This window comes from Deinococcus radiodurans R1 = ATCC 13939 = DSM 20539 (assembly GCF_000008565.1).
GTDB classification, from domain to species: domain Bacteria; phylum Deinococcota; class Deinococci; order Deinococcales; family Deinococcaceae; genus Deinococcus; species Deinococcus radiodurans.
Genome location: NC_001263.1, coordinates 2,325,948 through 2,351,569, shown reverse-complemented (window position 1 = coordinate 2,351,569; position 25,622 = coordinate 2,325,948). Strand labels below are relative to the sequence as shown.

Genomic DNA, 25,622 nt, shown 5'->3' with positions numbered 1-25,622 from the left:
GCAGAGGGTCATCATGCAGCAAGGACAGGTTGTGTTTGCTCGGTGCCTGTGCCTCAGCGGTTGCGCTGCGCCGCCACCACCAACGCCACCACAAAGACCAGCGCGGTGACGGGCAGCTCGCTGACGAACGCTTCTCCGAAGGCCACGCCGCGCCCTGTCTTCTGAAACAGGCCGATGGTCAGCCACAACAGCCCGGCAAGTGCCGCGAGCGTCCAGGCCCGGGGAGGAACCTTCACGCGGCTTACTCGCGCACGGCTTCGATCAGCTCCGCCGCGCCCCGTTCCAGCATGTCGGCGGCGAGCTCGGCCCCGATATCGGCGCATTCGGCAACGTCGCCCTGCGAGGTGGCGCGGATGACCTGCGTGCCGTCGAGCGCGCCCACCCAGCCTTCGAGCGTGAGCAGCCCGTTCTTGATGACGGCGTGCGCCCCGACCGGCGCCATGCACCCGGCGCCCAGCCCGGCCAGAAACTCGCGCTCGGCGGTGATGCGGTCGTCGGTGGCGTGGTCGTGAATGGCGTAGGCGACCTCGATGGTCAGGTCGTCCTCCGTGCGGGTTTCGAGCGCCAGGGCGCCCTGGCCGGGGGCGGGCAGCAGAATGTCGGGGTCCACGAACTCATCGATGCGGTGGCGCTGCTCGGTGCGAATCAGGCCCGCCGCCGCCAGGATGATGGCGTCGTACTCGCCGCTGCCCAGCGCCGCGAGCCGGGTGTCGATGTTGCCGCGCAGATCCTTGACAATCAGGTCGGGGCGGTAGGCGCGCAAAAACGCCTTGCGCCGCACGCTGCTCGTGCCGATGCGTGCGCCCTCGGGCAGCTCGGCCAGCTTTTTCATCCCTTCGCGGCCAATCAGGGCGTCGCGCCCGTCCACCCGCTTGGGAATGCTGGAAATTTCCAGGCCCTCGGGCTGCTCGGTGGGCAGGTCTTTGAGCGAATGCACCGCGATGTCTATTTTCTTGGCGAGCAGCGCTTCCTCGATTTCCTTGACCCAGAAGCCCTTGTCGCCTTTTTGCGCCAGTTGCTCCAGGCTCTCGCGGTTGCGGTCCCCCTTGGTCGAAATGGTCTGAATCCTGAAATCGGTTTCAGGCCACTCTTCTTTCAGGCGGGCGACCACCCAGCGCGTCTGTGCGAGGGCCAGGGTGCTGCCTCGCGTGCCAACCGTCACGGTACGCATAACCGCAGCAGTATAGCTGCTCTGGGCGTGGGGTCGCCGTCAGCGCCGCCGGGTCACGCGCCGCGTCTCGGGGTCACCTTCCACGTGCTCAAACAGGTAGATGGGCGCCTGCGGGTAATCGGCGTACAGCCCCTCGCCCCACTCGATGACGCTCAGGCGGCTCCCGGCAATCAGTTCGTCGAGGTCCATCTCGTAGAGCTCGGCCACGTCGCGCACTCGGTAGGCGTCCACATGCAGCACCTGTCCGGCGGACGCAGGGTAGAGCTGCATCAGCGCGTAGGTCGGGCTGGTGACGTGGCCGTCGAACCCGAGCGCGGCGAGCAGGCCCTGGGTGAGCGTGGTCTTGCCCGCGCCGAGTTCGCCTTCCAGAAACAGAACGCTCCCCGGCGCGAGGGCTCGTGCCAGTGCCGCGCCGAGCGCCCGCTGCTCGTCCACGCCGCGCAGCAGCCGACGCTCACCGACGCTGAGAAGAGCCTGGGCTGCCACGCTCAGAGCTCGCCCGTGTCGAGCCAGGGGCCGGCGTCGTCGTCGAGGCTGTCCCAGTCGGCGGCGCGGGCCAGTCGCCACTCGCCCTCACCCGCGGCGCGGGCCGACCAGACGTGCGCGTCGTCGCCCATGTCGAGGCGGTACAGTCCCAGCGCATCGGCCTGGGCGAGTAGCGCCGCCACGCCCTGCGCCGCCCCGTCCTCGGGCCCGGCCACGACGGCACTGCCGCGCACCTGCCAGATGTCGGCGCGGGCCCCGGCGGGAAGGCTCAGGGAAGACGCCGCGTCGGGAACGCTGGCTGGCTGAGCGGCAGACGCCGAGGCTCCGGTGCTCAGGCCCAGCAGGGCGGCGAAGGGGTCGCTGCTGGCCGGCTCCGCAGGCTTGGCGGGGGCCAGCGGCTCATCCACGCTGCTCGTCGGGGCCAGCGGCTCATCCACGCTGCTCGTCGGGGCCAGCGCACCTCCGAACAAGCCACTGCCACCGGGCGCATCGTCGAGGCTTTCGCCGCCGAAGTCGAACACGTCGAGCAGGTTGTCGAGCGCGTCCTCGCCGAAGGTGGCGGTGACTTTCTGCGCGGCCTCGTACTCGGCGCGGGCTTCACCGAGCAGGGCCTCGGCACCGTCGAGCGTCTGGGCGTAGCGCTCGCGGGCGTCGGCGCTCATCGGCCCGAGGCGGCGCTGAGCACGCAGGGCGTCGGCGAGGCGGCCCAGGCGCTGAATCGTCTCGCCGGCCAGGCCGCGCACCTCGTCGTACTCGGCAATCACGAAGTCGGCGCGGGCGTCGAAGTCCTGGCGCTGCGCCGCCGCCTGGCTCATCTGACGCTCCAGCGTCGCCCACAGCGGGGCCAGGTCGTAGGCTTCGCCGCGCTCGATGGCCTGCCGGGCTCCGGTCAGGGCCACCGCCAGGGCCGCCGCCGCGCCGGGCACGTCGCGGGCGCTGCGCTCCAGTTCGGCGAGTTCGCGCTGGCCTTCCAGAATGCGCTCGGCGAGTTCGGGCGAGTGCGTCAGCGCCTGCGCCACCGCGCGCAGCTCGCGCAGTTCCTCGGTCGCCAGGCCGCCGCCTTGCAGGGTCATGCGGGCCACGTCGAGCGCCACGCGGGCGTCGTTGAGCGCCTGCCCGTCCACCTGCTGCCCGAGCTGTTCGGCGAGCTCGGCCAGTTCCTCGCGCTGCGCCTGCAAGGTCTGCTGGCGCGCCGCTTCGAGTGTCTCGCGCCAGGCGTCCACTGCCGTCTCGCTCAGGCGCCCGGTGGACTGGCGCACCCGGTACTCGTCCTGCTGCCGCTCGAGCTCGGGCCGGGCGCGCACAGCGGCGCGTAGTCGCGTTGCAGGGCGATCAGCTTACGCGTCACTTCTTCCTGCTCGAGCGCCTGCACCCGCGCCTGGGCGTCAACGGCGGGCGCCTCGCCCGCGCTCTGCATCACGCTGCTTTCCAGGCTGCGGCGCAGCTTGAACGACAGGTTGCGGGCGCGTTCGAGTTCGGCGGGCAGCAGCGTGCCCTGCTTCTGGGCCTCCTCGAGTTGCCCGATGAGGCTCTCCAGGCGCCGCACGTCCTTACCGCCGAGCGGCTGCACCCGGCCAAACACGTCGCGCAGCTCGGCGAGTTCCTGTTCCTGCTGCACCAGCCCTTCTTGCAGCCGCCGCTCCATCTGGCCGATGAGCGTCTGCCCTTCCTGCACCAGCGCCGAGACGTTGCGCCCCGCCTCGCTCTCAGTGCGGGCGGTGCCGAGCACGCCGCGCAGGCGCTGGGTCTCGGGCCAGTCGAAATACAGGGTAAAGCGGCGTGACGCGTCTTCGAGTTCACTCACCGGGCTCAGGCCAGCGGGCGGCAGCGACTCGCTGGGGAGCTTGTCGAGCTCGTTCAGCACGTCGAGGATGCGCTTTTTGGCGAGCATGGGGGAGACGCCGAGCAACAAGCGGCGGTACACGTCGTGCTTGAGCACGTCCGCCAGCGCCGAGGGCCAGAGCTGCTCGACGGTGACGCCCCGGGCAAGGGCAGCGTCTTGCAGCACCTTCTCGAGCGAGCGGGCCGACACCAGGTCGCCGAGCATCCGGACCGGCAGCTTGTGGGGCGGGGTGGTGGCCGTCATGCGGTCCATCCTGTCAGAAAAAGGCCCCGGGCAGCGTGAGCCGCGCCCCGGCAGTCGGGCGAGCAGCAGAAAGAAAGCAGATCAGCCATTCAGAGTTCCTCGTCCCAGTCCATGTCGGCCTGGGTGTAGCGGCTCGGCGGGCGGGAGGTCGGGACGGCGGCCACGCGGCGCCCCAGCAGCCCGAACTGCTGGCACAGCCCCCGGAACCCGTAGGCGAGCAGGGCCAGCCCAGCGGCGCTGAGCAGCCCGCGCACCAGCAGCCCACCTGCCCCCTGCGACAGGGTCAGGTTGACGGCCCCGCGCAGCAGCGGCAGGTCGAGCAGGTCGCCGAGCCAGCCCAGCAGCCCAAACAGCCCTTCAAAGAGCAGCGGCAGCAGCGCGGTCAGCAGCCCCGCCCAGATGGAGCGCCAGTACACGTTGCTGCCCCCAAAGGCGAAGCGCAGCAGGTAGAGCGGCAGCAGGCACAGCGCCGCCAGCGCCAGCCCCAGCAGTGCCCGCACCCCGCCGCCCAGCGAGCGCGCCACGCCCGCCGAGAAGCCGTCGCTGCCCGCTACAGCTTGCCCCGCCGCCTGCTGCTCGGCGCTGCCCAGCGTGGCGATTAGGGCTTGAATGTCGTCGGGCCGCAGGCCGCTGCGCTGTTGCAGGGTCTGCAAGTCGCGTCCGAACGGCTCGAAGGCGGGAGCTGACCGCACCGCTGGGGGTAACTCGCCGAGCAGCGGCGTGACCTGCGCCAGCGTGGTCCGCGCCTGCGCCGGGTCGCCGTGCCCGCTGGCCGTCAGGGCGCGGGCGAGCGCGGCGTAGACAGCGTCGAGAGTCTGAACGGGCGTGCTGACCGCTGCCGGGGCGGGGGCCGCCGGCTCAGTGGCTGCGGGTGGCATCTGCTCGGTCACGCCAGGGGTAAGGTCGCCGCCGTCGCTGGTGCCAGGGTCCGTCGTGGCGGTCGCCGGGTCTGGGATGATCGTCGTGTCCGGCGACGCGGGCGCACCGGAAGTTGCCGGAGCAGCGGCGGGAGGATGCGCTGCCAGCCGCTGGTTCAGGTCGGTCGCGCCGGCTTGCAGATTCGTCAGGGACTCGGCCAGTCCGGTCTGGTCGCCGCTGCTGACCTGTTGCAAGGCCTGCTCGAACTGCGGCACGCCCAGCGGCGGCGTGGCCTCGCGTCCGGGTTCGCGGACCAGGGCAAACCAGCTCGACGCCCGCGTCAGCGAGAGGTAATTAGTGGTGCGTGGCTGGGCAGTGCCGGTGGCCTGGAGCGCAGCCAGCACTTTGTTCGCCGCCACCCGCTGCACCCGCCACTGCACGGCGCCTCGCTGGCCGAGGCGGGCTTGCAAGCTCAGCGACGCCAGCTCCTCGCCCTGCAATCCCAGTTCGCGGCCCAGCAAGCGCAGCGCGGCGCTGTCGTTGGCGGCTCCCGGTTGCGGCGGCAAGGTGCCGAGGGCTTGGTCGTACAGGGCGCGCCGCAGCAGCCCGCGCGTGAGCAGCACGTTGGCCTGCACCTCGGCGGGCGTGCGGCTCAGGGCCGACTGCGCCCGCGCCACGGTCGTGCGGAGGTTGCTCGCCAGCGTTCCCCCTTCCCCGCCGGGCAGGGTGGGGGCCAGGGCCGTGAGCGCCGTTTCGGCCCGGCCCAGCTCGGCCCGCGCCGCTTCACGGTCGCTCCCCACCTGCGCCGCCGCGCGGTCGAGCGAGTAGGCCAGCGTGCGGTAGGCGGTCAGGTCCTGGGCCGCCGCGCTGCTGACGAGCAGCCCCAGCAGCAGCGCCAAGCTGGCCCTCACCCGCTCGCCTCCAGTTGCTGCAACTCGGTCAGCAGCCGCCCCACGTTGACCTGCGGCCCGGCGATGACCGCCACCGAGTACGGGCCCAGGGGCCGCATGCACACCGTCTGCTGGCCCAGGTCCGCTGCGAGCAGCTTGAGCCCGCGCTGGCGCAGCAGCAGGCCGGTGGCGGCCATCACGCTGCCGAGCTGCGTCACGTCGCGCAGCGCCTTGACCCGCAGCACCTCGCCGTTTTCCCGCGTGACCATCACGCCCAGCACCCCCGGCATCCGGCCCAGGTCACGAATCAGGGCGTCTTGCCCCGCCTCGCCGTTCAGGGCGTAGTGGCGGGTGCTCGGCGCGGCGGCGTACTCGGGGTCGTCGAACTCGAAGTCGTCGGCGCCGAGGTGGTCGGGTGCGGGGTCGGTTGCCACTGCGCTGCCAGTGTCTTGGATGGCAGTGTCCTGGGTGGCAGCTTCACGGGTCGCTGTTACCCCGGAGTTCCCGCCGCGCAGGTCGCCTTCGCCGGTCCACTCGCTCACGGCGGGGCCGGTGTCCCAGTCGTTCAGGGTGCCCACGTCGGTAAACAGGGTGGGCGTGCTGGAAAAACTGCTGTCGAGTTGCGTGGACAGGGCGCTCAGCTCGGCGCGGGCCTGCTCCGGCGACAGGATGGTGCTCAGGCGGTGCACGAGTGGACCGGCCAGCACCAGTTGCATCTGGGCGGCGGTCACGTCTTCGGGCGAGAGCTGGCGTTCGCGCAGCGCTGCCGTCAGCAGGGCGTCGGCGCCCCGTTCGGACACGCTCCGGGCCAGGGCCTGAAGACTCAGGGTGTAAACGGCATTGGGCATAGCAACAAAGACCTCGGTCAGGGAGACGGCGAGCGGCAAAAGAGACGTGCGGCGGGGAGGGCAACCAGGGTTTTTCCGGGGCTGGGGCGAGTGGGCGGGTCCGGGCCGACCCTCAGAAAAACTTAACGTTGCAAAGTATACGGGGAGGGCCTCTGTCACAGCCGTCACACGGGGGCGCCCGACTGGGGGAGGTTGGAGTCTGGGCGATTTATAACCCCGACTCAGGGAAAGGAAACGTCTAGACTGCCCGGCATGACCACCACGACAGACGTACCCGCTTCGGGCGTCAGCCTGAGCGAACGGCTCCGGCAGGACCTCGCCGGCCTGCGCGAAAGCGGCCTGCTGATTTCACCGCGTGTTCTCGACGCGCCGCAACGGGCCCGCACGCGGGTAGACGGGCGCGAGGTCGTGAACCTGGCGAGCAACAATTATCTGGGTTTTGCCGACCACCCCCGCCTCAAGGAACGCGCCGCGCAGTACCTCCAGCAGTGGGGCGTGGGCGCCGGAGCGGTGCGGACCATCGCCGGGACGCTGCGGATTCACGAGGACTTTGAGCGCCAACTTGCGGACTTCAAGCACACCGGCAGCGCGCTGGTGCTGCACAGCGGCTTTTCCACCAACCAGGGGGTGCTCGGCGGCCTGCTGCGCGAGGGCGACCTCGTGGTGAGCGACGAACTCAACCACGCCAGCATCATCGACGGGCTGCGGCTGACGAAGGCGACCAAGAAAATCTACAAGCACGCCGACCCCGCCGACCTCGACCGGGTGCTGCGCGAAAATCCCAGCGAGGGCCTGAAACTCGTCGTCACCGACGGCGTGTTCAGCATGGACGGCGACGTGGCTCCGCTCGACAAGCTGGTGGAAGTTGCCCGCCGTTACGGCGCCGTCACTTACGTGGACGACGCCCACGGCTCAGGCGTGATGGGCGAGGCGGGGCGCGGCACGGTGCACCACTTCGGCTTCGAGTACGCCGACGACGTGATTCAGGTGGGCACCCTCTCCAAGGCCTGGGGCGGCGTGGGCGGCTACGCGGCGGGACACCCCGACCTGCGCGAACTGCTGATCAACCGCGCCCGGCCCTACCTCTTTTCCACCGCGCAGCCCCCGGCAGTGGTGGGCGCGCTGGCGGCGGCCCTCGACGAGGTGCAACGCGACCCCAGTTTGATGGAGCGGCTGTGGGACAACACCCGCTTTTTCAAGGCCGAGCTGGGCCGCCTGGGCTTCGACACCCTGGGCAGCGTCACGCCGATTACCCCCGTCGTCTTCGGGGAGGCGAGCGCGGCGTTCGAGGCCAGCCGCCGCCTGTTCGACCTGGGCATCTTCGCCGTCGGGCTGGGCTTTCCCACCGTGCCGCGCGACCTCGCCCGCATCCGCAACATCGTGACCGCCGAGCACACCCGCGATGATCTGGAACAGGCCCTGAGCGCCTATCAGCAGGTGGGACGCGACCTCGGCGTGATCGCCTGACCCTCCCCCCAGCTTCTCCACCTTCTGGCGGACGTTGGCCCGGCCCCGGCTTGTTAGGGTCAGGCCATGTCCGTTGTTTCGCCTGACCCTGCCCCTGTGCCTCACGACCCCCAGCGCCGCGCCCTGCTGCGCTGGCTCGTCGGTGGCGGGGCGCTGGCCGGAGGACTGGGTGTGAGCGCCGTGGCCCAGGGCTACCGCTTCGGTGTCACGCACGAGCAGTGGAATCTGGTGGGCCTAACGCGGCCCGTGCGTCTCGCCCTGCTGACCGACCTGCACTACGGCCTCTATATCGGCGCAGGCAGCGTGCGGCGCTGGGTGGACGCGACGCTGGCCGAGTGCCCCGACCTGATTCTGCTCGGCGGTGATCTGGTGGACAGCCACTTCGACGCGGCGGCGCGTCCCCAGCAGACGGCGGCCCTGCTCGCCGAACTCGGTCGCCTGCGGGCACCGCTCGGCGTCTACGCGGTGTGGGGCAACCACGATTACGGCAGCTTTGGCCGCAGCATTTCTCAGAGCCCAGAGGCGTCCCGCGCGGACTGGGCGGCGCGCCGTGACGCCCTGCGTGCGGGGCTCGCCGGGCAGGGCGTCACCGTGCTGCTCAACGAAGGCCGGTCCCTGCGCGACGACCTGTGGCTGGGTGGCGTGGACGACCTGCGGATGGGCGAGGCGGACTCCGTGGCGGCGCTGCGCGGGTCGGGCACGCGGGCCACCGTGCTGCTCGCGCACAACCCGGACGTGCTGCTGCGGCTGCGCTCGGCGCCGGGGCTGGTCCTCAGCGGTCACACCCACGGCGGACAGGTTCGGTTGCCGCTGCTGGGCGCGCTGAAAGTGCCCGCCGACCCCCGCTTCACGATGGGCTGGGTCCGGGGGCCGCAGGGCATCCCCGCTTATGTCAGCCGGGGCCTGGGCATGAGCGGGTTGCCAGTCCGCAACCTCTGCGAGCCGGAAATTACGCTGCTGACCCTGCTGCCGCCCGGCGCCTGAACGCGCCCCGCACCCTCAGGGTAAAGAAAAGCTCTGGACGGCCCACCGCTAATTTTGCCGTCAGATAAAGCTTCCTTACAGGGAGGCTCATTCAAGCTCCTGTATCAGTTGTCACACTTCAGAAACTTCAGGCGTGGGCTTTCCACTGGAACTCACAACACATCAACCTGATAAGGAGATCACCATGAAAAAGTCTATCCTCGCTTTGACCATCCTGCTCGGTTCCGTCGCCTACGCCCAAGACACGGGCACCACCACCACCGATACCAGCACCACCACGACCGACACCACCGGCACCGGCACTACCGACACCACCGGCACCGGCACTACCGATACGACCGGCACTGACACCACCGGTACGGATACCAGCGGCACCACGACCGATACCAGCACCACCACCGATACCACCAGCACGGACACCACCGACACCAACGTGCAGAACGACGCCGTGACCACCAGCACCGAAGCGGACGGCGTTCCCGGCAACGAGAAGGAACCCGCCGGCTTCCCCTGGGGCCTGCTGGGTCTGCTGGGCCTCGCCGGTCTGATGAACCGTGGCCGTCCTCAGCCCACCCCCGTCGTGCACACCACGACCACTGAGCCCCGCCGCGACACCACCGTCGTGACCGGCACGACCACCACCAACAACGACCCCAACCGCCGCTAAACCGCGCAGGTTGTTTGCCCCCTGGACCTCACCGTCCGGGGGGTTTTGTTTTGGCGTCAGTTCAGCGGCAAGCCGCCGCGCATCAGTTCCAGGGTGCCGTCGGCGATGTACTGCACGGCCAGTGCGCCGAGCAGCACGCCCAGCACGCGGGTCACCACATTGACGCCGGTCAGGCCGAGCGCCTTGGCAATCTGGTTGCTCAGCCGCAGGGCGAGGTAACACAGCGCCAGGACAATCCCCGTCACCAGAAACACCGCGAACATCAGGATCGGGTTGCCGTGCGCGGCGTTCGTCTGAATCATGATGCTGGCGAGGGTGCCGGGGCCGGCAATCAGCGGAATGGCGAGCGGAAAGACACTGATGTCCTCGCGTTCCTGGGCTTCGCGTTCTTCCTCTGGGGTTTCGCGGGTGGCACTCTGGCGGGCCGACACCATGTCGAGCGCCACCATGAACAGCAAGATGCCCCCGGCGATGCGAAAGGCGCTCAGGCTGATGCCGAGGTGTTCGAGCAGCGCCCGCCCGAAAAGCCCGAAGACGAAGATGATGCCGCCCGCCACCAGCGTGGCCTTGAGGGCGAGCCGCTTTTTCTCGAAGGCGGGGCGGTCGCGCGCCAGCGCGATGAACATGGGCGCGAGGCCCACCGGGTCCATGATGACCAGCATGGTCAAAAATGTCCGGTAACTCAGGGTGATGACCTCGGACCAATCCACCGAGCAAGCTTAGAGCATTTGCCAAAAAGATGGCACAGCATTTTGGCGAGCGGAGCGAGGACAAAACACTGAGCAGGACGAAGAATGGAGCGAGTGGCGGTGCTGTTCCGACGCACGCGTAATACGGAGAACTGCTCTAACGGAGGCGGCGAGGTCTGTCACAGGTGCGCGCGAGTGAAAGGAGTCAGCAACTCCCTTATTTCAGGGGCGCACGTCCACTTCCAGTGCGGCGGGGGCGCCCACGCCCTTACCCTGGGTCGCTATCACGTTGACGGTGTAGGTGTTGATGGGTGTGCCGGGCGCCGCCGTGATCTGCACCGGGAACGTCTCACCGACCCGCGCCTGTTTGCGGGGCAAGACGACCTGAATGCTCGGGACGCTGCTTTTGCCTTCCAGGTTGAAGGGGCCGGGGTGGGTTTCGCGGGTGTAGCCCCCGATGCGCCCCTGCACCTCGCGCGTCTCTCCAGCGCGGAGTTCGACCCGGCTGGCCGACTTCTGGTCCGGCCCGGTCAGGATGAGGTAGCCGCCCGCGCAGCCGGTGGTGCGCAGCTTGCCGATGTCGAGCGTGCCCACGTAGAGCGCCGGAAACAGCGAGGCGACCACCAGCCCCAGCCCCAGCGCCGCGCGGCTCATGCTTCCCCGGTGCAGCGAGGCGAGCGCGAAGCCCCCCGGCCCCAGCAGCAGCGGGACCAGCAGCGCAATCAGGGTGCGGCCCCGGCAGGGGTCGGTGATCAGGGCGTCGGCCAGCCCGCGCACCCCGAACAGCAGCGCCGCGCCCAGTCCCCAGCCGAGCAAAAAAGCCGGCCAGGCCACCTCCGCACGGAACTCGGGAAACGAAGGCGGCTCGGACGAAGGCACGGTCATGGGCAGAGGCTAGCGCGGGGGCCGGGGGACAGGTGCCGTCGCTGGGTTGTCAGTTGCTGCCGTGCCGGCAATCGGGGCACACGCCCATAAATTCGAGCCGCACGTCGGTGATCTCGAAACCGGCGGGCAGGGCGCCGCTCGGCAGCTGGGGCAGGGCCGCCACTTCCACATCGAAGATGGCGCCGCAGGAGCGGCAGACCGCGTGGTGGTGTTCCTCGCCGGGGTGGCGGTAGTCGTAGCGGGTGGCCTGCCCGGCGCGTTCGATGGTCATGACCATGCCGTCGCGTACCAGCGCGTCGAGGGTGCGGTACACCGTGCCGAGACTGACATGCGGCAGCTGCTCACGCACCTGGGCGTGGACCTGCGCCGCGTCGGGGTGCGAGCGCGCGTGCGCAGCACCTCCATGACCGCCGCCCGCTGCTTGGTTTGCCGCACCATCGTCATACCTTTCCTTATAGCAGATGATGGCCGCGCCGCCTGTTACCCTCTGCCGATTCTGCGGCCGGTCCCACTTCCCCCGGTCGGGGGGTGCCCTGTTACCCTGTGGCGCATGCCTGCCCGACTGTTGCCGCTGCTGACCGACCGCCCCCAGTCGGGAGACGACCTGGGCCGGGCGCTGGACCTGGGGCGGGTCACGGTCAACACCCTGGCGCGGCGCCTTCAGGAAGACGGCGTGCCGGTCCTCATCAGCCGCGCCGGGTACGCCCTGGAACCGGGCACCCCCGCGCCGGGGCTGGTGCCGCTGCGCGGGCAGTTCGGGCGGGCGCTGCGCTATCAGGGCACCGTGACCAGCACTCAGGACGAGGTGCGCTTCTGGGCCGACAGCGAGCGGGGGCCGGCGCCGCACGGGGCGGTGGTGGTCGCCGAGCGGCAAACCGCCGGGCGCGGGCGCCGGGGCCGCGTCTGGGACACCACCCACGGCACTCTCGCCTTCAGTGTGCTGCTGCGCGAAGCCCTATCGCTCGCCGACCTGGTCCGGATGCCGCTTGCCGCCGGGGTCGCGCTGCACGCCGCCTGCACCGCGCTCGGCGTGCCCTGCGGCCTGAAATGGCCCAACGACCTGCTGACCCCGGATGGCCGCAAACTGGCAGGCATTCTCCTCGAAGCCGACCTGCGCGGCGAGGAAGCGCGGCGGGCGGTGCTCGGCATCGGCATCAATGTGGGCACCGCGCCGGAGGGAGCCGCCCACCTGCACGAGAGCGTGCCGGACCTGACCCGCGCCGCCGTGCTCGGCGAGGTGCTGTTTCAGCTCGAACACTGGCTGGCGCAACCGGCCCCGGCCATCATCGCCACCTGGAAAGCCACCAGCCTGACCCTGGGCCGCCCGGTGCGGGTGACGACGGCACGCGGCACGGTGGAAGGCGTGGCCCGTGACCTCGACGAGCAGGGCAACTTGCTGGTGGAGACGGCGGCGGGGCTGGAAACGGTCAGCGCGGGTGACGTGCAACTCGTCGGGCAGCTCAAGACGTAAAAACTCCCCTGTCTTCACCCGGACAGGGGACTCGCCTTCGGGCCGGTTGTCGATGCGCCCACAGTGAGTGCCCGGCCCGAAGCGTGAACACAGTCTGACGCCCCGACACGCGCCGCGCATCCGCCAAAAGGCGCAGAGAAAACAAAACCCCCCAGACGGGGGGCACGCAGCAAGAGGAGGTTTACGCTTCGGCGGCTTCGGGCGCGGCAGGCGCGGGGGCCAGGGCCGGTGCTTCGCCCGCGTTGCCCGCGCGGATGGCGGCCATCACGCGGTCGCGGATTTCCTGCTCCATCTCGGGGCGCTCGGCGATGTAGGCGATGGTCTTTTCCTTGCCCTGGCCGATGCGCTCGTCGCCGTAGGAGTAGAAGCTGCCGGCCTTCTTGATGATGTCCATGTCGGCGGCCAGGCCCACGAGGTCGCTGAGCTGGTCGAAGCCCTTGCCGTAGACCAGCGCGAGTTCGACTTCCTTGAAGGGGGCGGCGACCTTGTTCTTCACGGTCTTGATCTTGACGGTGTTGGCGACCGCGTCGTTGCCGACCTTGGTGGGCTGGCCGATCTTACGCACGTCGAGGCGCACGCTGGCGTAGAACTTCAGCGCCCGGCCCCCGGTGGTGGTTTCGGGGTTGCCGTACATCACGCCGATTTTCTCGCGAACCTGGTTGATGAAGATGGCGGCGGTGCCGGTCTTGGAGAGAATCGCCGTCAGCTTGCGCAGCGCCTGCGACATCAGGCGGGCCTGAAGACCGGGCAGGCTGTCGCCCATGTCGCCCTCGATTTCGGCGCGGGGGGTCAGAGCAGCCACCGAGTCCACGACCACCACATCAATCGCGCCCGAACGCACCAGCAGTTCCATGATTTCGAGCGCCTGCTCGCCGTTGTCGGGCTGCGACACCAGCAGTTCGTCGGTGTTCACGCCCAGGGCGCGGGCGTACACCGGGTCGAGCGCGTGCTCGGCGTCGATAAACGCACAGGTGCCGCCCGCTTTCTGGGCCTGCGCGACGATGGCGAGGGCCAGGGTGGTCTTGCCGCCCGACTCGGGGCCGTAGATCTCGGTGATGCGGCCACGCGGAATGCCGCCCACGCCCAGTGCGAGGTCAAGGCTGAGGCTGCCGGTGCTGACGACCTGCACGTCGAGTTTGCTCTCGGCGCCCAGTTTCATGATCGAGCCCTTGCCGAAGGCCTTTTCGATCTGGCTCATGGCTGTTTCGATGGCCTTGCTGCGTTCCTTGGCGTCGGTGGGGGCGGAGATTTCTTTGGTGGCGTCCTTGCTCATGGGTGCTCCTGGGGCGCGCTCGGCGCAGCAGTGGGGGCGGATTCGGCGGAGGTCTGGGAAGCTGACCCCCGGAAACGGAACGTGCTCTGAACTTCGTAGATCGGGCCGGTCTTACGCAGGATCGAGCGGTAAAGCGTCAGTCCTGGGGCCGTCCAGCTCTGGTCGAAAATGAGGGGAGGGAGGCGGGGCGCGGGCCCCTTCTTGCGGGCGAGGGTGATGTGCGCCTTGAACGCGAGGTCGTCGGTGCCGATGCCCAGCTCACGGATGCCGGCCCGCAGGTTTTCCGCGAGTTCGGTCAGGCCCTCGGCCTCGGTCTTGACGAACCAGACGCGCGGGCTGCCCTCGTTCGGGAAGTAGCCAGTGCCACGCAGGTTGACGTGCAGCGGTGGCAGGTCCTGCGTGAGCCGGGTGCCGAGGCGCTTGAGGTCTTCCACCCGTTCGGGCGGCACGGCGGGCAGGTACGAGAGGGTGACGTGCATCTGGTCGGGCCGCACCGCTCGCCAGTTGCCGCGCAGTTTGGCCTGCGCCTCGGCGAGCGGCGCGGTGATGTCGGCGGGCACGCGCAGGGCGTAAAACAGACGGTAGGTGGACGGTTGGTGTTCCGACTCCCGGCCCGGCTGCTTGCGGGGGGCCGCCGGGCGAGAGGGCCGCGCCCCGGCCTGAGCGGCCCTGCTCCCCGGCTTTTTTTCGGGCTTGTTCATCCCTCACCCCCTGCCGCCAGCGCCCGGAAGGCGAGCCCGAGGGCCGCCACCGCCGCGCGCTCGCGGACCTGCTCGGGGTCGCCGGGCCAGTTGACGGTGACGGTCTTTTGCAGGGTGCCGGTGTCGAGCGCGGCGTAGGCCTGACCCGCCCGCTCGCCCGTCACGCCGACGACCACGCTCAGGCCCACGTCGGAGGCGAGGTGTTCACGCGCTCCGGCGGCGAGTTCGCGGGCGGCCTGTTCGCTGACCAGTCCCGCTTCCTTAAGGGTCACCGGCGTCAGGCCCAGCGTAATCAGGCGGCGGTGGTCCTGCGTCACGGCGGCGTCGTGGAAGGCCGGTTCGTCGGCGAGCAGCAGCGACAGGGCACCTGCGCTCCCGGCTTCGATGACGCCCAGGGTCCGTCCGGCCAACTGCTGGCCCACCGCGCCCGCCAGCGTTTGGCCGTCCTCACCCCAGGTCCAGCGGGCGAGTTTGCCGCGCACGTCGTCCAGCACGGGGGCGAGCAGGGCGCGGGCTTCGGCCTCCGTGTCCGCGCTCGCCGCCACGCGCACGTCCACGCCGGTCTTGCGGAAATACGTCGCCACGCTGGGGTTCGCCTGCCGGGTCAGCTCGCCCAGAATCTCGGCCACGTTGCTCTCGCCGATGCCCTGGGTGTGAATCGTCGTGTGGACGAGGGCGCGGCCCGGCAGCGGCAAACGCGGCAGCACCTGCTCGCGCCACATCTTGTGCATCTCGCGCGGCGGGCCGGGCAGCGCCACGATGATTTTCTCGCCCTGCTCGGTCTGGCGGCGCACGAACCAGCCGGGCGCGGTGCCGACCGGGTTGGGCAGCGCCTCGGCACTCGGAATCAGCCACGCCTGCTTGCGGTTGACCTCGGGCATCACGCGGCCCCGCGCCTCGTACAGGCCGCGCAGCCACGCGAGCAGCTCGGGGTCTTCGGCGGGCGTCTCCTGCATGACCGCCGCAATCGCCTCGCGCGTCAGGTCGTCGTCGGTGGGGCCCAGGCCGCCGCCCACGATGACCAGGTCGGCGCGCGAGAGCGCCAGCGCAAGGCCCTCCGACACCCGGCCCAGGTTGTCGCCGAGCACCGTTTTGCGGTGCAGCGTGACGCCCCGTTCGCCCAGTTCGCGGGCCAGAAAAGCGGCATTGCTGTCCACGATTTCTCCAAACAGCAGTTCCGTGCCCACACTGATGATTTCTGCTAGCAGCATAACAACCTCACCGGAGTATATGGGAGGACGTAACCAGTGTCTACAGGGTGCGGCCCTGAATGGGATGGGTCAAGGGAAGGTGAGGCGCGCTGCACCTTTCGGCGGACGCCCCAGTGCGCGGAGCAGCCTACCTTGCGATCATGCTGGTGTTTCTCGTTTTCCTGGCGCTGCTCTTTGTGCCGCTGCTCCTGGGGTTCGCGCTCGGCTGGCTGGGCACCCGCAGGCGCGGCTGGAGCTTGGTGGCGGCGGGGCTGGCGCTCGCCTTGCCGGCTTATTCGTTGAGCGGTTTCGTGCACGAGGCGCAGGTGTCGGCGGTGCGGGTGCCCGGTCACGCCGCTGTGATGGAGGCTTTTATCCTTCAGACCGTGGCCCTGTTGGCCTGCGCGGCGGGGCTGACTTGCTGGACCGTTCGGCGCTGGCCCTGGCTGGCCGTTGCGGTGTTGCCGCTGTTCTTCGCGCTCTTTTTTTCTGGTGTTCTGCCGCAGCTTTACGGCAACCGGCACGGTCCTTTCGATGAACTCCTCTCCGCTCAACTGGATGGCGACGTGAACCGGGGCCTGTTTCTTTGCTGTGTGCTCGGCGCCCTGCTGCTCCTGGGACACGCCGGGGAGCGAAAGTTTTCTACACTTGGGCGGTGAACCGCTCGCCGCTGCTGCTCTCTGGCCTGCTGCTGGGGCTGCTGGCGTTCGGCTCGCTGGGCTACCGACTGACCGAGGGGTGGAGCTGGCTCGACTGCCTCTACATGACGGAAATGGTGCTCACCACCGTGGGCTTTGGCGAAGTGCACCCGCTCTCGCCGGCGGGCAAGGCGTTTTCCATTCTGCTGATGCTCTTCGGCATCGGGCTGATGCTGTACCTGCTGACGCTGCTCGCCGAGTATGTGCTGCGCTCCGTGACCGACCCCGACGCCCAGCGGCGGCGCAAGGAGAAAAAAGTGCTGAGTCTGCGTGAACACACCATCGTCTGCGGCTACGGGCAGGTGGGCGAGGCCGTCGCCACCGCGCTGCGCGGGGCCGGGCGCACCGTGGTCGTCATCGACCAGCGCCCCGCGCACCTCGAATGGGCGGAGGCGCACGGGCTCTACACCCTGGTCGGCGACGCGACCGACGAGGACGTGCTGCGCCGCGCCGGCATCGAACACGCCGCCGCGCTGGTGTCGGTGCTGAGCAGCGACCCCGCCAACCTGTACGTGGTGCTCTCGGCCAAAGGTCTGAATCCTGGCCTGCGCGTCATTGCCCGCGCCAGCGACGAGTCGGCGGCCCGCAAGATGCGCCGCGCCGGGGCCGACGAGGGGGTCAATCCGTATCAGCTCAGCGGCAACCGCATCGCCGGGATGATGCTGGCGCCGCACCTCGCCCGGCTGCTCTCCGGCGACGTGAGCAGCGAGCATTTCACTGTGCGCGAACTGGACGTGCCCGCCGCGCTGGTGGGGCAAACCGTCGAACATCTGGGCCGCAGCACCGGGGCGCTGGTGGTCGCCGTCTGGCGCGGGGGGCAGGCGCTGCGGGGCCGCCCCCAGGAAGTGTTGCAGGCCGGCGACACCGTGCTGGTCGCCGGGGCCGCCGCCGAGGTCGAAGCGGTAGAGCGGCGGTCTTGAACCCTAGAGCATTTGACAAAATGATGCGTTCTGGTTTTGACCCTCTACCTTGATGGGAGAGGGTCTCGCGCAGCGAGGGGTGAGGGTGTCTTTTTCTGTCAAATGCTCTAAGCCTGAAACATGACAGCGGGCCGGGCGGCAGGTGCTAGCGTCAGCTCATGACCCCGCAGCCTACCGACGCGCAGCCCACCGACGCGCAGCCGACCGACCTCTACTTCGATTTCCTCTGCCCCTACGCCTGGCGCGGCGTGGAGATGGCCCACGTCCTGCGCGGCAGCGGCGAGGGCTTTCGCCTGCGGCACTTCTCGCTGGTGCAGGGCAACCACCCGCAGAACAAGGACCAGGAGACGGTGCAGTGGTGGCTGACCGACCAGCCGCTGGGCGCCGAGGGGGGCAGCGGTTACATGAAGTACCAGCGCCCCAGCCTGAACGCGTTTCTGGCTGCCCACGCCGCCGCCCGCCAGGGGGAAGAAAAAAGCTGGGCCTTTGCCCTCGCGCTGTTCCGGCTGCACCATGAGGACAAGCGGGACCTTGACGAAGCTGCTTTTCAGGACGCCGCCACACGAGCGGGGCTGGACCTCTCCCAGTGGAAGCAGGACCGTCAGGACGAAGCTGGTCTGCGCCGTGAGCTGCGGGCCGACCTGGAGGCGGCAGCGGCGCTCGGCGTATTCGGCACCCCGACTTTCGACCTCGGCGGCGGTGACGTGGCCTACTTCAAGTTCGAGGAGTTGACCCGTGACCCGCAGGCGGCGCGCGACCTCTGGAACCTCTTTACCAGCACGCTCCGCAGCGAGGCGCGGGTGGCGACGATTCGTCGTCCGGTGCCCAAGAAGGGCTGATTAGTCGTCTTCTGCCAGCCCGATGCGCCGCGCCGCTTCCCCAGCCGGGCGCTTGAGGCCGCTCCGAAGATCCATGTACTCGGCGTACACCTCGTCCAGCGGGCAGATCAGCACCGCCATGACGCCGTGATAATCCACTTCCAGGCCCTGCAAGCGGAATCCGGCGCGGAGTTTGGGAATCAAGACCGCGTTGTTCGTCGCGTGGTGGTGGCTGCGAATAAGTTGATAGCCCGCGTCACGCAGTTGCCCCAGCACGAGGGGCAGCAGGCGGCTGTAGACGCCCCGGCCCCGGTGTTCCGGCAGCAGCGCCGTGTTGACCATGTACGCCGTGCGGCTGTCCCACTGCCGCGAAATCTGCCAGCCTGCAATGGCGTCGCCGTACAGGATGAGCCAGGCGTAGCGCTCGCCCTGCGGCGGCGAAAAAGGGGCGTTTCCCTGCCAGTCGAAGGACACGGTGTCGTAGGCTCGGCTTTCCAAAGCCGTCATGATGCCGACCGCCTGCACGAAGTCCACCGAGCGCAGCGCGTAGCCGCCTCCGAGGTCAAGGTCCGGCCCCGTTCCTTCAGGCAAGGCTGGCTGTGATGTGGGCTCCGACTCTGACAACGTGGGCAACACCCGCACCCCCAGCCGCCGCGCCGCCTCCGCTCCCGGTTGCCGGAAGCCGCTGCGGACCTGCTGCGCGTCCCGGTAGGTGTCGTCCAGCGAGAGGGTCAGCGCCGCATTCAGACCGTGGGCGTAGAGGTCAAGGCCCTGAATGAAGAACCCGGCCCGCAGCTTGGGAATGATGACGCGGTTGTTCGTCGCCCGGTGGTGGCTTTGCACCAGCGTGTACCCCGCCGCCCGGAACGCCGCGAGCAGGTGCGGCAGCAAGCGGGTATACAGGCCCCGGCCCTGGTGCTCGGGCAGGATGCCGGTGTCGGCCATGTACACGGTGCGGTCGCCCCGCTGCGTGGCGTAGCTCCAGCCGACGGGCTCCGCGCCGTGAAACAGACCCCAGGCGAACTCCTCGCCGGGCGGGGGTGGCGCTTTGGTGGGCGGGTCAAAGCGGTAGTCCCAATTGCCGCCGAACACCCGGTCTTCCAGCCGGGTCATCACCTTCCGGTACTCGGACGGGGAAATGGGCCGGGCGTGATAATCGCCGCCGAGGTCGATGCTGGACATGCGCCGGTCATAGCACGCGGGGGCCGGGGGCCGAATCGGTCAACTGGCTTAAAGCTGGCGGCCTACGCCCGGCGCCGCCTGAGCACCGAGCCCAGGCCAGTTTCCGCCGCGCTACGGGCCAGCGCGAGCAGCGGCGCCTCCCCGGCCCGGACCTGTTCTCCCCGCGCGAGCCGCCGCATGGCGTCCTCATACCAGGCGATTTCCAGGTAGCCGCTGCCGTCGAGCAGGCCGATGCCCGTTTTCAGCGGGCGCACCTCGCTGCTCACGTCCTCGCCGCGCAGCATGCGGGCGCTAAAGGCGGGATCGGCGACCAGCGGGCGGCCCAGGCCCACCACGTCGGCGGCCCCGCTTGCCAGCGTCTGCCGAATGGTTGCGGCGTCACGAAAGCCGCCGGTCACGCACAGCGGCACGCCCGCCGCCGCCCGCGCCCGGCCCGCGAAATCAGCGAAGAAGCCGCCGCGTTCGCCCTGGCCGAGCATCATCATCGGCTTCTCGTAGGTGCCGCCCGAAATCTCAATCAGGTCGCAGCCCCGCGCCCCCAGCGCCGCCACCACCGCCAGGCTGTCGTCCTCCGAAAAGCCACCGCGCACGAAATCGGAAGAGTTGAGTTTCACGCTGACCGGGAAGTGTGGCCCCACCGCCGCGCGCACCGCGTCGAAGGTCTCCAGCAGAAAACGCATCCGGTTCTCCAGGCTGCCGCCGTACTCGTCTTCCCGCACGTTGTGCCGGGGCGAGAGGAACTGCGACAGCAGGTAGCCGTGCGCCGCGTGGAGTTGCACGCCACCGAAGCCCGCCCGCTGCGCCAGCCGCGCCGAGCGGGCAAAGCGGGCGGTCAGGTCGTGAATCTCGGGCACCGTCAGCGCGCGCGGCATCTCGAAGGCGCGGGCCATGCTGCCGGGGTAGGGCAGCGCACTCGGGGCCACCGTGCCGCCCGCATTCAGACCACGCGGCGCCTGCTTGCCGGGATGGTTGAGTTGCAGCCACAGCGCGGCGCCGTCCCGGCTGCCCTGTACCGCCCAGGTGTGGAACTCGGCGAGGTGCCGCTCGTCTTCCAGCACCACGTTGCCGGGTTCACCCAGAGCGCGGGCGTCCACCATCACGTTGCCGGTCAGCAAAATGCCGGTGCCTCCCCGCGCCCAGCGGGCATACAGCGCGGGCAGCTCGGGCCGGGGAGCGTGGTCGCGGGTGCCCAGCGCCTCGCTCATGGCACCCTTGAGCAGGCGGTTTTTGATGGTCACGCCGCAGGGCAGCGTCAGGGGGCGGGTCACGGTCATGCCGGGCAGAGTAGAGCAGAGCGTGGCGGGCCGCAGGACGGTCAGGGCGGTGGCGGCCCCCTAGCGGCTTTCCCCGAACGCCTCGCGCAGTGCCAGCGCAAAAACCTGAAAACTCAGCGCGGGGTTGGCGTAGGCTTCCAGCGCCGCTTCCAGGGCACTCAGCGCGAGGTCGGCGCGGGCACGTTGCTGCGGCAGTCGCTCACGCCAGGCGAAGCGCAGGGCCTCGGGGTGCCAGGTCGGATCCCAGCGCTTTTCCAGCGCGGCGGCGGCGTCCAGCGCGGTCAGCAGGCCGTCTTCCAGGGCGGTGGTCAGCGTACGGGCGTCTGCCAGCGCGGCGCGGACCGCCTCGGCCTCGCTCAGCACGCGGGCGCGTCCGGCGGCGAAGGCGAGCAGTTCCTCGTCGGCCTCCTGCCCCGACTGAATAAGCGCACGCGACATGGCCGTGTCGCTCGCCGGCACCACGCTCAGGCGGGCGCTGCGGCTGACGATGGTGGGCAATACCGAGCGCAGGTCCTCGGCCAGAAAGAGAAACAGGGCGCGGTGCGGCGGCTCCTCCACCAGCTTGAGCAGTGCGTTCGCCGCCTGCGGGTTGAGGTACTCGGCCCCCGCCACGATGACCACCCGCCGCTCGAAGGTAGGTCGAACTTCCAGAAACTCGTAGACGTGCGTCTCGTACTCGCGCCCCGTGTCGCGGCTTTCCAGCACCGCGCCGATGGGAATGATGCGTTTTCTGGCCGCCTTGCCGGTGCTCGTCGTCGCGCGGGGCTCGAGCCGCAGCACATCGGGGTGCGCGCCGGCTTGCAGGGCGCGGCACGAGGGACATTGCCCGCACGCCTCGCCGTACATGCCGCGTGGGCCGCTGCAATTGTGCTGCGCGGCAATCGCGTAGGCGAGGTCGAGCTTGCCCACCCGCGCCGGGCCGGAGAGCAGCAGCGCGTTGCCGCCGAAGCTGCCGGTTTGTTCAAGCAGCGGGCCGTGCAGCGCCGCAGCGGCCAGCGCAGGTGCCGGACTGCTGGGCGCGGTCATTTGCCGACGGCGAGCCGCGCCGCGAGCACCTCGGGCAGCCCCGCCTCGCGGATGGCGGCCTGGGTGCGGGCCACGTCGTAGGGCACCCGGAAGACCTCGAACGCCGAGCGCGCCGTGTCGAAAATCGCGTAGCTGGCGCGTGGGTCGTGGTCGCGCGGCTGGCCCACGCTGCCAGGGTTGAGAATCACGCGGGCGCGCGGCGGCACCAGGTAAGTGGTCGTGTCGCTCAGGGTGTGGCCTTTGATCCAGTCGCCCACCGGAGCGTTGAGCGTGGCGTACACCGCCGGCACATGGGTGTGGCCCACGAAGGCCAGCATCCCCTGCCACTGCGCGAAGGCGTCGCGGGCGGCGGGCACCGAGTCCATGTACTCGTCGAGGCTGGTCGGGGTGCCGTGGCGGTAGCGCGCGCCCACGTCAGGGTCGTCGATGCCGTCGCGCCAATCGCGCACCCAGCGCAGGTCGCGCTCGGTCAGGCGCCCGAGTTGCCACTTGAGCACCGAGGCCACCGTGCTTTCCTTGTAGGGCCGGGTGCCGTCGGCGTATTCGAGCAGCATCTGGTCGTGGTTGCCCACGATGCATTTGGCGTCGAGGTCGCGCAGCACTTCCAGCACGTCGTGGGGATGCGGGCCGTAGCCGAGCGCGTCGCCCAGGTGGACAATCTGGTCATAACGACGACGTTCGGCGTCCTCCATTACCGCTTGGAGAGCCGTCAGGTTGGCGTGGATATCAGAAAGCAGCAGCAGCCGCACAAACGCCATGATAGCCCCCAGGCCGCCCGGAGGCGCCGTAACCCAGCTCGCGCTTGGGGGTGTTACTGCCGGAGCCACAAAAAAGCACGCCCGGAAGCGTGCCTGGAGCTGTACTGACAACAGTGTTGAAAGAAAAAGAGGTTTACAGCCCGAAGTGGGCGCTGTTTTTCACGATGAAGTCCTGCTCGCCGTCCGGCACGTCTTCTTCGGGGAAAATCGCGCTGACCGGGCAGGCGGGCACGCAGGCGCCGCAGTCGATGCACTCGTCGGGGTGGATGAAAAACTGCTCGCCGCCCTCGTAGATGCATTCCACGGGGCAGACTTCGGTGCAGGCCTGGTCCTTCACGCCGATGCAGGGGCTGGTGATCACATGGGGCATGGGGACAGTATGCACAGCCCGCCTGGGCATGGCAAGGGCAGGCGCCGCCCGGCAGGACAGGCGAAAGTGTGCGTCCAGACCGGCGAAAATCTGAGTGTGAAGCTCAGGTTTAGAGCAGTTGACAGAAAAAGACACCCTCACCCATCGCTGCGCGAGGCCCTCTCTGCTTTGCAGCTCTACGAGTCCCATCAAGGTAGAGGGTCAAACTCACACGGCATCATTTTGTCAAATGCTCTAGGCGGGGGAACGCGGGCCGAGCACCTGCCGCGCGAGTTCAAGGTCGCTGTCCTTGTCGATGTCGGTGCCGATGGCGGCGTGCGGGGTGATGAGCGCCCGCGCCTCCACGCCCAGAATCTCGCTCACCTTGCGTTCCAGCGTCGCCACGTCCAGCCGCCCCGTCAGCAGCCGCAGCAGCACCGACGGCCCGATGATGCCGGCAAGTTTGAGCGGGGCTTTGCGCGCCGCAAGCACCTCGCGCAGCCGGGGCAAAAACTGACCGATGAGGCGCGGGTCGAGCAAAAAGAGGTTGCCGCCGGTAAACGTCCCGTCGCGCACCTTGACATACGTGCGCTTGACGCCCGGAAACGCGGCGTCGCACGCCTCGCGCCGCACCACCGGGTAGATGAGGCCAGCGTCCGGCGACTGCTGCGCGGCCTGGTCGAGCACGTCGCGCAGTTGCTCCGCCGTCACGAGTGGAATGTCGGCGGTGACCACCAGCACCCGCGCCGCCCGCTCGCCGCCCGGCAGCGCCCGCACCCCGGCTTCCAGGTTGGCGAGCAGGCTGCCCGCGTCGGTCACGCGCTCGTCGATCAGCGCGTCCATCTCGGGCGTGGTCGGCCCCACGTAGGCCACCCGCTCCACCCGGCCACTTTCCCGCAGCGCGCGCAGGACGTGCAGACCCAGCGGTTCGCCCGCCAGCTCGATCAGCGCCTTGACCTTCGCCCCGTGCGCGGCGGCAAACGGGTCGCCGGGGTCGCCGCCTCCCAGGACGACAGCGTTCCAGTGGGGGGCGGCCTGCGCAGGAAGGGACATGGCACGCAGGGTAGCAAGCGCGCGGCGGGGGAGACCCGGTTTGCTGTGAGTCGGCGCAGCGCCCAGTCTGTTCAGCGCCCAGTCTGCTCGCCAAGAGCCGTTGACAAAAGAATTGCCCTGCGCTGTTTGATACGGAGCTGAACTCTTCTTCAGAGATGTCGGAGAAGCGCCGCCACCCCTTCCGCGCCGCTCAGCTCCGTATTTTCTTTGACTCATACGGTTTCAAATTGAGTCCCGGACATGTCCGGGCACAATTTTGCGCGGAGCGCATGGAAAAAATACGGTTTTAAGGAGATGGACGGGCATCCGGCGCCTCTTTCGGATGTTCGGGAATCGGATTAAAGCCGTATGAGGGGTCTTCATGGCGTCACATGCTCCGGTTCTCTGCCCGCCGGTTCCATTCCAGAGAGCGGCAGCACCAGCTCGGCGCAGAAGCCCTGGCCCGGTGCGCTGCTCAGCTGCAACTCTCCGCCGTGCAACTCGGCGGCGCGGCGGGCGAGGGCCAGCCCCAGGCCGTGCCCGTCTCCACTGCGGCTCTCGCTGGGGCGGTAAAAGGCTTCTCCGAGCTTGGCCAGCACTTCGGGCGACACGCCGGGGCCATCGTCCTGTACGGTGACGCGCGCCCAGGGACCGCCTTGCGAAACGCGCACTGTGACCGTCGCTTCCGGCGCGTGCCGCACTGCGTTGGCGGTCAGGTTCCAGATGGCCTGGCCGAGCAGCACCCGGTCTCCCTGCACCGTCAGCGGCGGGCAGGGGAGCAGGTCCACGTCGGCGAGCGGGTCGAGTTCGCGGGCCCGGTCCACCGCGTCGGCGGCGAGGTCGCGCAGCGGCACCGGAGCGCGGGCGAGCGCCGAGGGGTCACGCGCGAGCAGCAGCAGGTGGTTGGCGAGGGTAGAGAGCCGGGTCAGGTCGCGCCCAAGTTCGCGCAGGTCGTGCTGGTAGCGCTCGGGGTCGCGTTCGCGGGCCAGGGTGCCGTCCACTCGCGCTTGCAGGGCGGCGAGCGGGCTGCGCAGGTCGTGGGCAGCGGCGCGCAGAAAAGCCTGCTCACGCTCGCGCGAGTCGGCGAGCCGTCCGAAACTCTGCTGCAAGGTGAGCGCCAGCCGCGCGAGTTCGTCGCCCGCGCCCGCCCCCGGCAGCGGCGTTCGCAGGTCGCCCCCGCTGCCGATGGCCTGCGCTGCGCCTTCGAGTGCCTGCACTGGGCGCAGCAGCCGCCCCGCCACCCACCAACCCAGCCCGAGCGCGAGCAGCAGTGCGGCGGGCAGCAGCCACGCCAGCGCCCGCCCGAACGCCTCACGCGCCGCGCCGAGCACCTGCACGTCCTGCGCCGCCGTGAGCCGCGCCCCGCCGCGCAGGGGGCGCACCACCAGCAGCAGGTCGCCCCGCCGGTAGATGCCGGGGGCGAGCCCCGCCGCCACCCCCGCCGGAAAGCGCGCCGTCTGCACGGCGGCCCAGGTTTGTGAGCCGGGTGCAGGGGCGTCGTCTGAACTCTGACTCGCCGGGTTCTGGGGCACCGTCAGCCGCAGTTCCAGGCCCGTGGGCTGAGCACCCGGCCCACCGCCCTGCGCCGCCCGTTCGAGGTCCGCCGCCGTAATCGTGACGCGGCCACTGAGGACATCGAGCGGATTAAACTCGGGCGCGTCGTGGTCGTGGTCGCGGCCCCGCAGGTCGAGCGGGTCGTCGCGCCGCTGCCGAATGAGGTCTTCGATGCGGTCGCCCGCCGTCCGCGCCGCCGCAAGGGCGCGGTCGTACTGCGCCTGTTGCAGCAACCCGCTGACGGCGAAAAACAGGCCCGCCGCCACCAGCACGGCGGCCAGCCCCGTCGCCAGCCCTGACCACAGCGCCCAGCGCGCACGCAGCGAGAGCTTCACTTGCCCGTCC

At 69.6% G+C, this 25,622-nt stretch carries 26 protein-coding genes and 1 pseudogene; 7 read left to right on the top strand and 20 right to left on the bottom strand.

Going from position 1 to position 25,622, the window contains the following annotated elements:
- Positions 1–53: 53 nt before the first annotated feature.
- The 7 genes from DR_RS12100 to DR_RS12075 form a co-directional block, all read right to left on the bottom strand.
- The gene (locus tag DR_RS12100) at positions 54–236 is read right to left on the bottom strand and encodes a hypothetical protein (RefSeq protein WP_149357982.1); all 183 of its coding nucleotides are present in this window, start codon (positions 234–236) and stop codon (positions 54–56) included.
- A 5-nt stretch (positions 237–241) separates the two neighbouring features.
- Positions 242–1,171 (bottom strand): hydroxymethylbilane synthase, encoded by a 930-nt coding sequence (hemC, locus tag DR_RS12095; protein WP_010888978.1) that lies wholly within the window; start codon positions 1,169–1,171, stop codon positions 242–244.
- Between the two features lie 39 nt (positions 1,172–1,210).
- Positions 1,211–1,657 (bottom strand): tRNA (adenosine(37)-N6)-threonylcarbamoyltransferase complex ATPase subunit type 1 TsaE, encoded by a 447-nt coding sequence (gene tsaE, locus DR_RS12090; RefSeq protein WP_010888977.1) that lies wholly within the window; start codon positions 1,655–1,657, stop codon positions 1,211–1,213.
- A gap of 2 nt (positions 1,658–1,659) precedes the next feature.
- Positions 1,660–2,961: a hypothetical protein gene (locus DR_RS16925; RefSeq protein ID WP_234944651.1), complete on the bottom strand. Its 1,302-nt coding sequence runs from the start codon at positions 2,959–2,961 to the stop codon at positions 1,660–1,662.
- Positions 2,892–3,743: a hypothetical protein gene (locus tag DR_RS16920; RefSeq protein WP_234944650.1), complete on the bottom strand. Its 852-nt coding sequence runs from the start codon at positions 3,741–3,743 to the stop codon at positions 2,892–2,894. The genes DR_RS16925 and DR_RS16920 overlap by 70 nt, the downstream gene beginning before the upstream one ends.
- Before the next feature lie 89 nt (positions 3,744–3,832).
- Positions 3,833–5,512: a hypothetical protein gene (locus DR_RS12080; RefSeq protein WP_010888974.1), complete on the bottom strand. Its 1,680-nt coding sequence runs from the start codon at positions 5,510–5,512 to the stop codon at positions 3,833–3,835.
- Positions 5,509–6,339, bottom strand: coding sequence for a roadblock/LC7 domain-containing protein (locus tag DR_RS12075; protein WP_027480078.1), 831 nt, complete (start codon positions 6,337–6,339; stop codon positions 5,509–5,511). The genes DR_RS12080 and DR_RS12075 overlap by 4 nt, the downstream gene beginning before the upstream one ends.
- A gap of 252 nt (positions 6,340–6,591) precedes the next feature.
- Between DR_RS12075 and DR_RS12070 the strand changes: the two genes are divergently transcribed.
- The 3 genes from DR_RS12070 to DR_RS12060 all read left to right on the top strand — a co-directional run bounded on the left by DR_RS12070 (position 6,592) and on the right by DR_RS12060 (position 9,457).
- Entirely contained in the window at positions 6,592–7,806 is a 1,215-nt protein-coding gene (locus tag DR_RS12070) for a BioF/Kbl family PLP-dependent acyltransferase (RefSeq protein ID WP_051618850.1), read from the top strand.
- A 66-nt stretch (positions 7,807–7,872) separates the two neighbouring features.
- Positions 7,873–8,790 carry a metallophosphoesterase gene (locus tag DR_RS12065; protein ID WP_010888971.1) on the top strand — a complete coding sequence of 306 codons (918 nt, stop codon included), beginning with the start codon at positions 7,873–7,875 and terminating at the stop codon, positions 8,788–8,790.
- A 184-nt stretch (positions 8,791–8,974) separates the two neighbouring features.
- Positions 8,975–9,457, top strand: a complete 483-nt coding sequence (locus DR_RS12060; protein ID WP_034350554.1) for a hypothetical protein — start codon at positions 8,975–8,977, stop codon at positions 9,455–9,457.
- A gap of 56 nt (positions 9,458–9,513) precedes the next feature.
- Here DR_RS12060 and DR_RS12055 read toward each other — a convergent pair whose 3' ends face one another.
- From DR_RS12055 to DR_RS12040, 3 genes and pseudogenes are all read right to left on the bottom strand, one after another.
- Entirely contained in the window at positions 9,514–10,167 is a 654-nt protein-coding gene (locus tag DR_RS12055; RefSeq protein WP_010888969.1) for a MarC family protein, read from the bottom strand.
- 201 nt (positions 10,168–10,368) lie between these two features.
- A complete protein-coding gene (locus DR_RS12045; protein ID WP_010888968.1) occupies positions 10,369–11,031 on the bottom strand; it encodes a hypothetical protein in 663 nt (220 codons plus the stop codon).
- 49 nt (positions 11,032–11,080) lie between these two features.
- Positions 11,081–11,475: pseudogene (locus DR_RS12040) on the bottom strand (Fur family transcriptional regulator).
- A gap of 106 nt (positions 11,476–11,581) precedes the next feature.
- Here DR_RS12040 and DR_RS12035 point away from each other — a divergent pair.
- Positions 11,582–12,502: a bifunctional biotin--[acetyl-CoA-carboxylase] synthetase/biotin operon repressor gene (locus DR_RS12035; protein ID WP_028328034.1), complete on the top strand. Its 921-nt coding sequence runs from the start codon at positions 11,582–11,584 to the stop codon at positions 12,500–12,502.
- A 181-nt stretch (positions 12,503–12,683) separates the two neighbouring features.
- On the opposite strand, the gene recA is transcribed toward DR_RS12035, so the two are convergent.
- Genes recA through DR_RS12020 form a run of 3 tightly spaced genes read right to left on the bottom strand, consistent with a single transcriptional unit; the run spans position 12,684 to position 15,687 of the window.
- The gene (gene recA / locus DR_RS12030) at positions 12,684–13,775 is read right to left on the bottom strand and encodes a recombinase RecA (protein WP_010888966.1); all 1,092 of its coding nucleotides are present in this window, start codon (positions 13,773–13,775) and stop codon (positions 12,684–12,686) included.
- Entirely contained in the window at positions 13,772–14,476 is a 705-nt protein-coding gene (gene thpR / locus DR_RS12025) for an RNA 2',3'-cyclic phosphodiesterase (protein WP_010888965.1), read from the bottom strand. Before thpR ends, recA begins: the two co-directional genes overlap by 4 nt.
- Entirely contained in the window at positions 14,473–15,687 is a 1,215-nt protein-coding gene (locus tag DR_RS12020) for a CinA family nicotinamide mononucleotide deamidase-related protein (RefSeq protein WP_010888964.1), read from the bottom strand. The genes thpR and DR_RS12020 overlap by 4 nt, the downstream gene beginning before the upstream one ends.
- Positions 15,688–15,827: 140 nt before the next feature.
- Here DR_RS12020 and DR_RS12015 point away from each other — a divergent pair, with 140 nt between their 5' ends.
- The 3 genes from DR_RS12015 (at position 15,828) to DR_RS12005 (ending at position 18,123) form a co-directional block, all read left to right on the top strand.
- Complete coding sequence (locus DR_RS12015; RefSeq protein WP_010888963.1) at positions 15,828–16,325, top strand: hypothetical protein; 498 nt, start codon at positions 15,828–15,830, stop codon at positions 16,323–16,325.
- Positions 16,322–17,284: a potassium channel family protein gene (locus DR_RS12010; RefSeq protein WP_010888962.1), complete on the top strand. Its 963-nt coding sequence runs from the start codon at positions 16,322–16,324 to the stop codon at positions 17,282–17,284. Before DR_RS12015 ends, DR_RS12010 begins: the two co-directional genes overlap by 4 nt.
- 158 nt (positions 17,285–17,442) lie before the next feature.
- Positions 17,443–18,123: a DsbA family oxidoreductase gene (locus DR_RS12005; RefSeq protein WP_010888961.1), complete on the top strand. Its 681-nt coding sequence runs from the start codon at positions 17,443–17,445 to the stop codon at positions 18,121–18,123.
- Here the strand turns inward: DR_RS12005 and DR_RS12000 are convergent, their stop codons facing one another.
- The 7 genes from DR_RS12000 to DR_RS11970 form a co-directional block, all read right to left on the bottom strand.
- On the bottom strand, positions 18,124–19,284 hold the full coding sequence (locus DR_RS12000) for a GNAT family N-acetyltransferase (protein WP_010888960.1): 1,161 nt from the start codon (positions 19,282–19,284) through the stop codon (positions 18,124–18,126). It lies immediately after the preceding gene.
- Positions 19,285–19,346: 62 nt separating this feature from the next.
- Positions 19,347–20,558 carry an NADH:flavin oxidoreductase/NADH oxidase family protein gene (locus tag DR_RS11995; protein ID WP_010888959.1) on the bottom strand — a complete coding sequence of 404 codons (1,212 nt, stop codon included), beginning with the start codon at positions 20,556–20,558 and terminating at the stop codon, positions 19,347–19,349.
- 60 nt (positions 20,559–20,618) lie between these two features.
- A complete protein-coding gene (locus DR_RS11990; RefSeq protein WP_010888958.1) occupies positions 20,619–21,584 on the bottom strand; it encodes a DNA polymerase III subunit in 966 nt (321 codons plus the stop codon).
- Positions 21,581–22,342, bottom strand: a complete 762-nt coding sequence (locus DR_RS11985) for a metallophosphoesterase family protein (RefSeq protein WP_010888957.1) — start codon at positions 22,340–22,342, stop codon at positions 21,581–21,583. The genes DR_RS11990 and DR_RS11985 overlap by 4 nt, the downstream gene beginning before the upstream one ends.
- Positions 22,343–22,475: 133 nt before the next feature.
- Positions 22,476–22,712, bottom strand: coding sequence for a ferredoxin (locus tag DR_RS11980; RefSeq protein WP_027480082.1), 237 nt, complete (start codon positions 22,710–22,712; stop codon positions 22,476–22,478).
- Positions 22,713–22,946: 234 nt separating this feature from the next.
- On the bottom strand, positions 22,947–23,744 hold the full coding sequence (locus tag DR_RS11975; protein WP_034350521.1) for a nucleotidyltransferase family protein: 798 nt from the start codon (positions 23,742–23,744) through the stop codon (positions 22,947–22,949).
- A gap of 359 nt (positions 23,745–24,103) precedes the next feature.
- Complete coding sequence (locus DR_RS11970; protein WP_010888954.1) at positions 24,104–25,612, bottom strand: sensor histidine kinase; 1,509 nt, start codon at positions 25,610–25,612, stop codon at positions 24,104–24,106.
- Between the last annotated feature and the right edge of the window lie 10 nt (positions 25,613–25,622).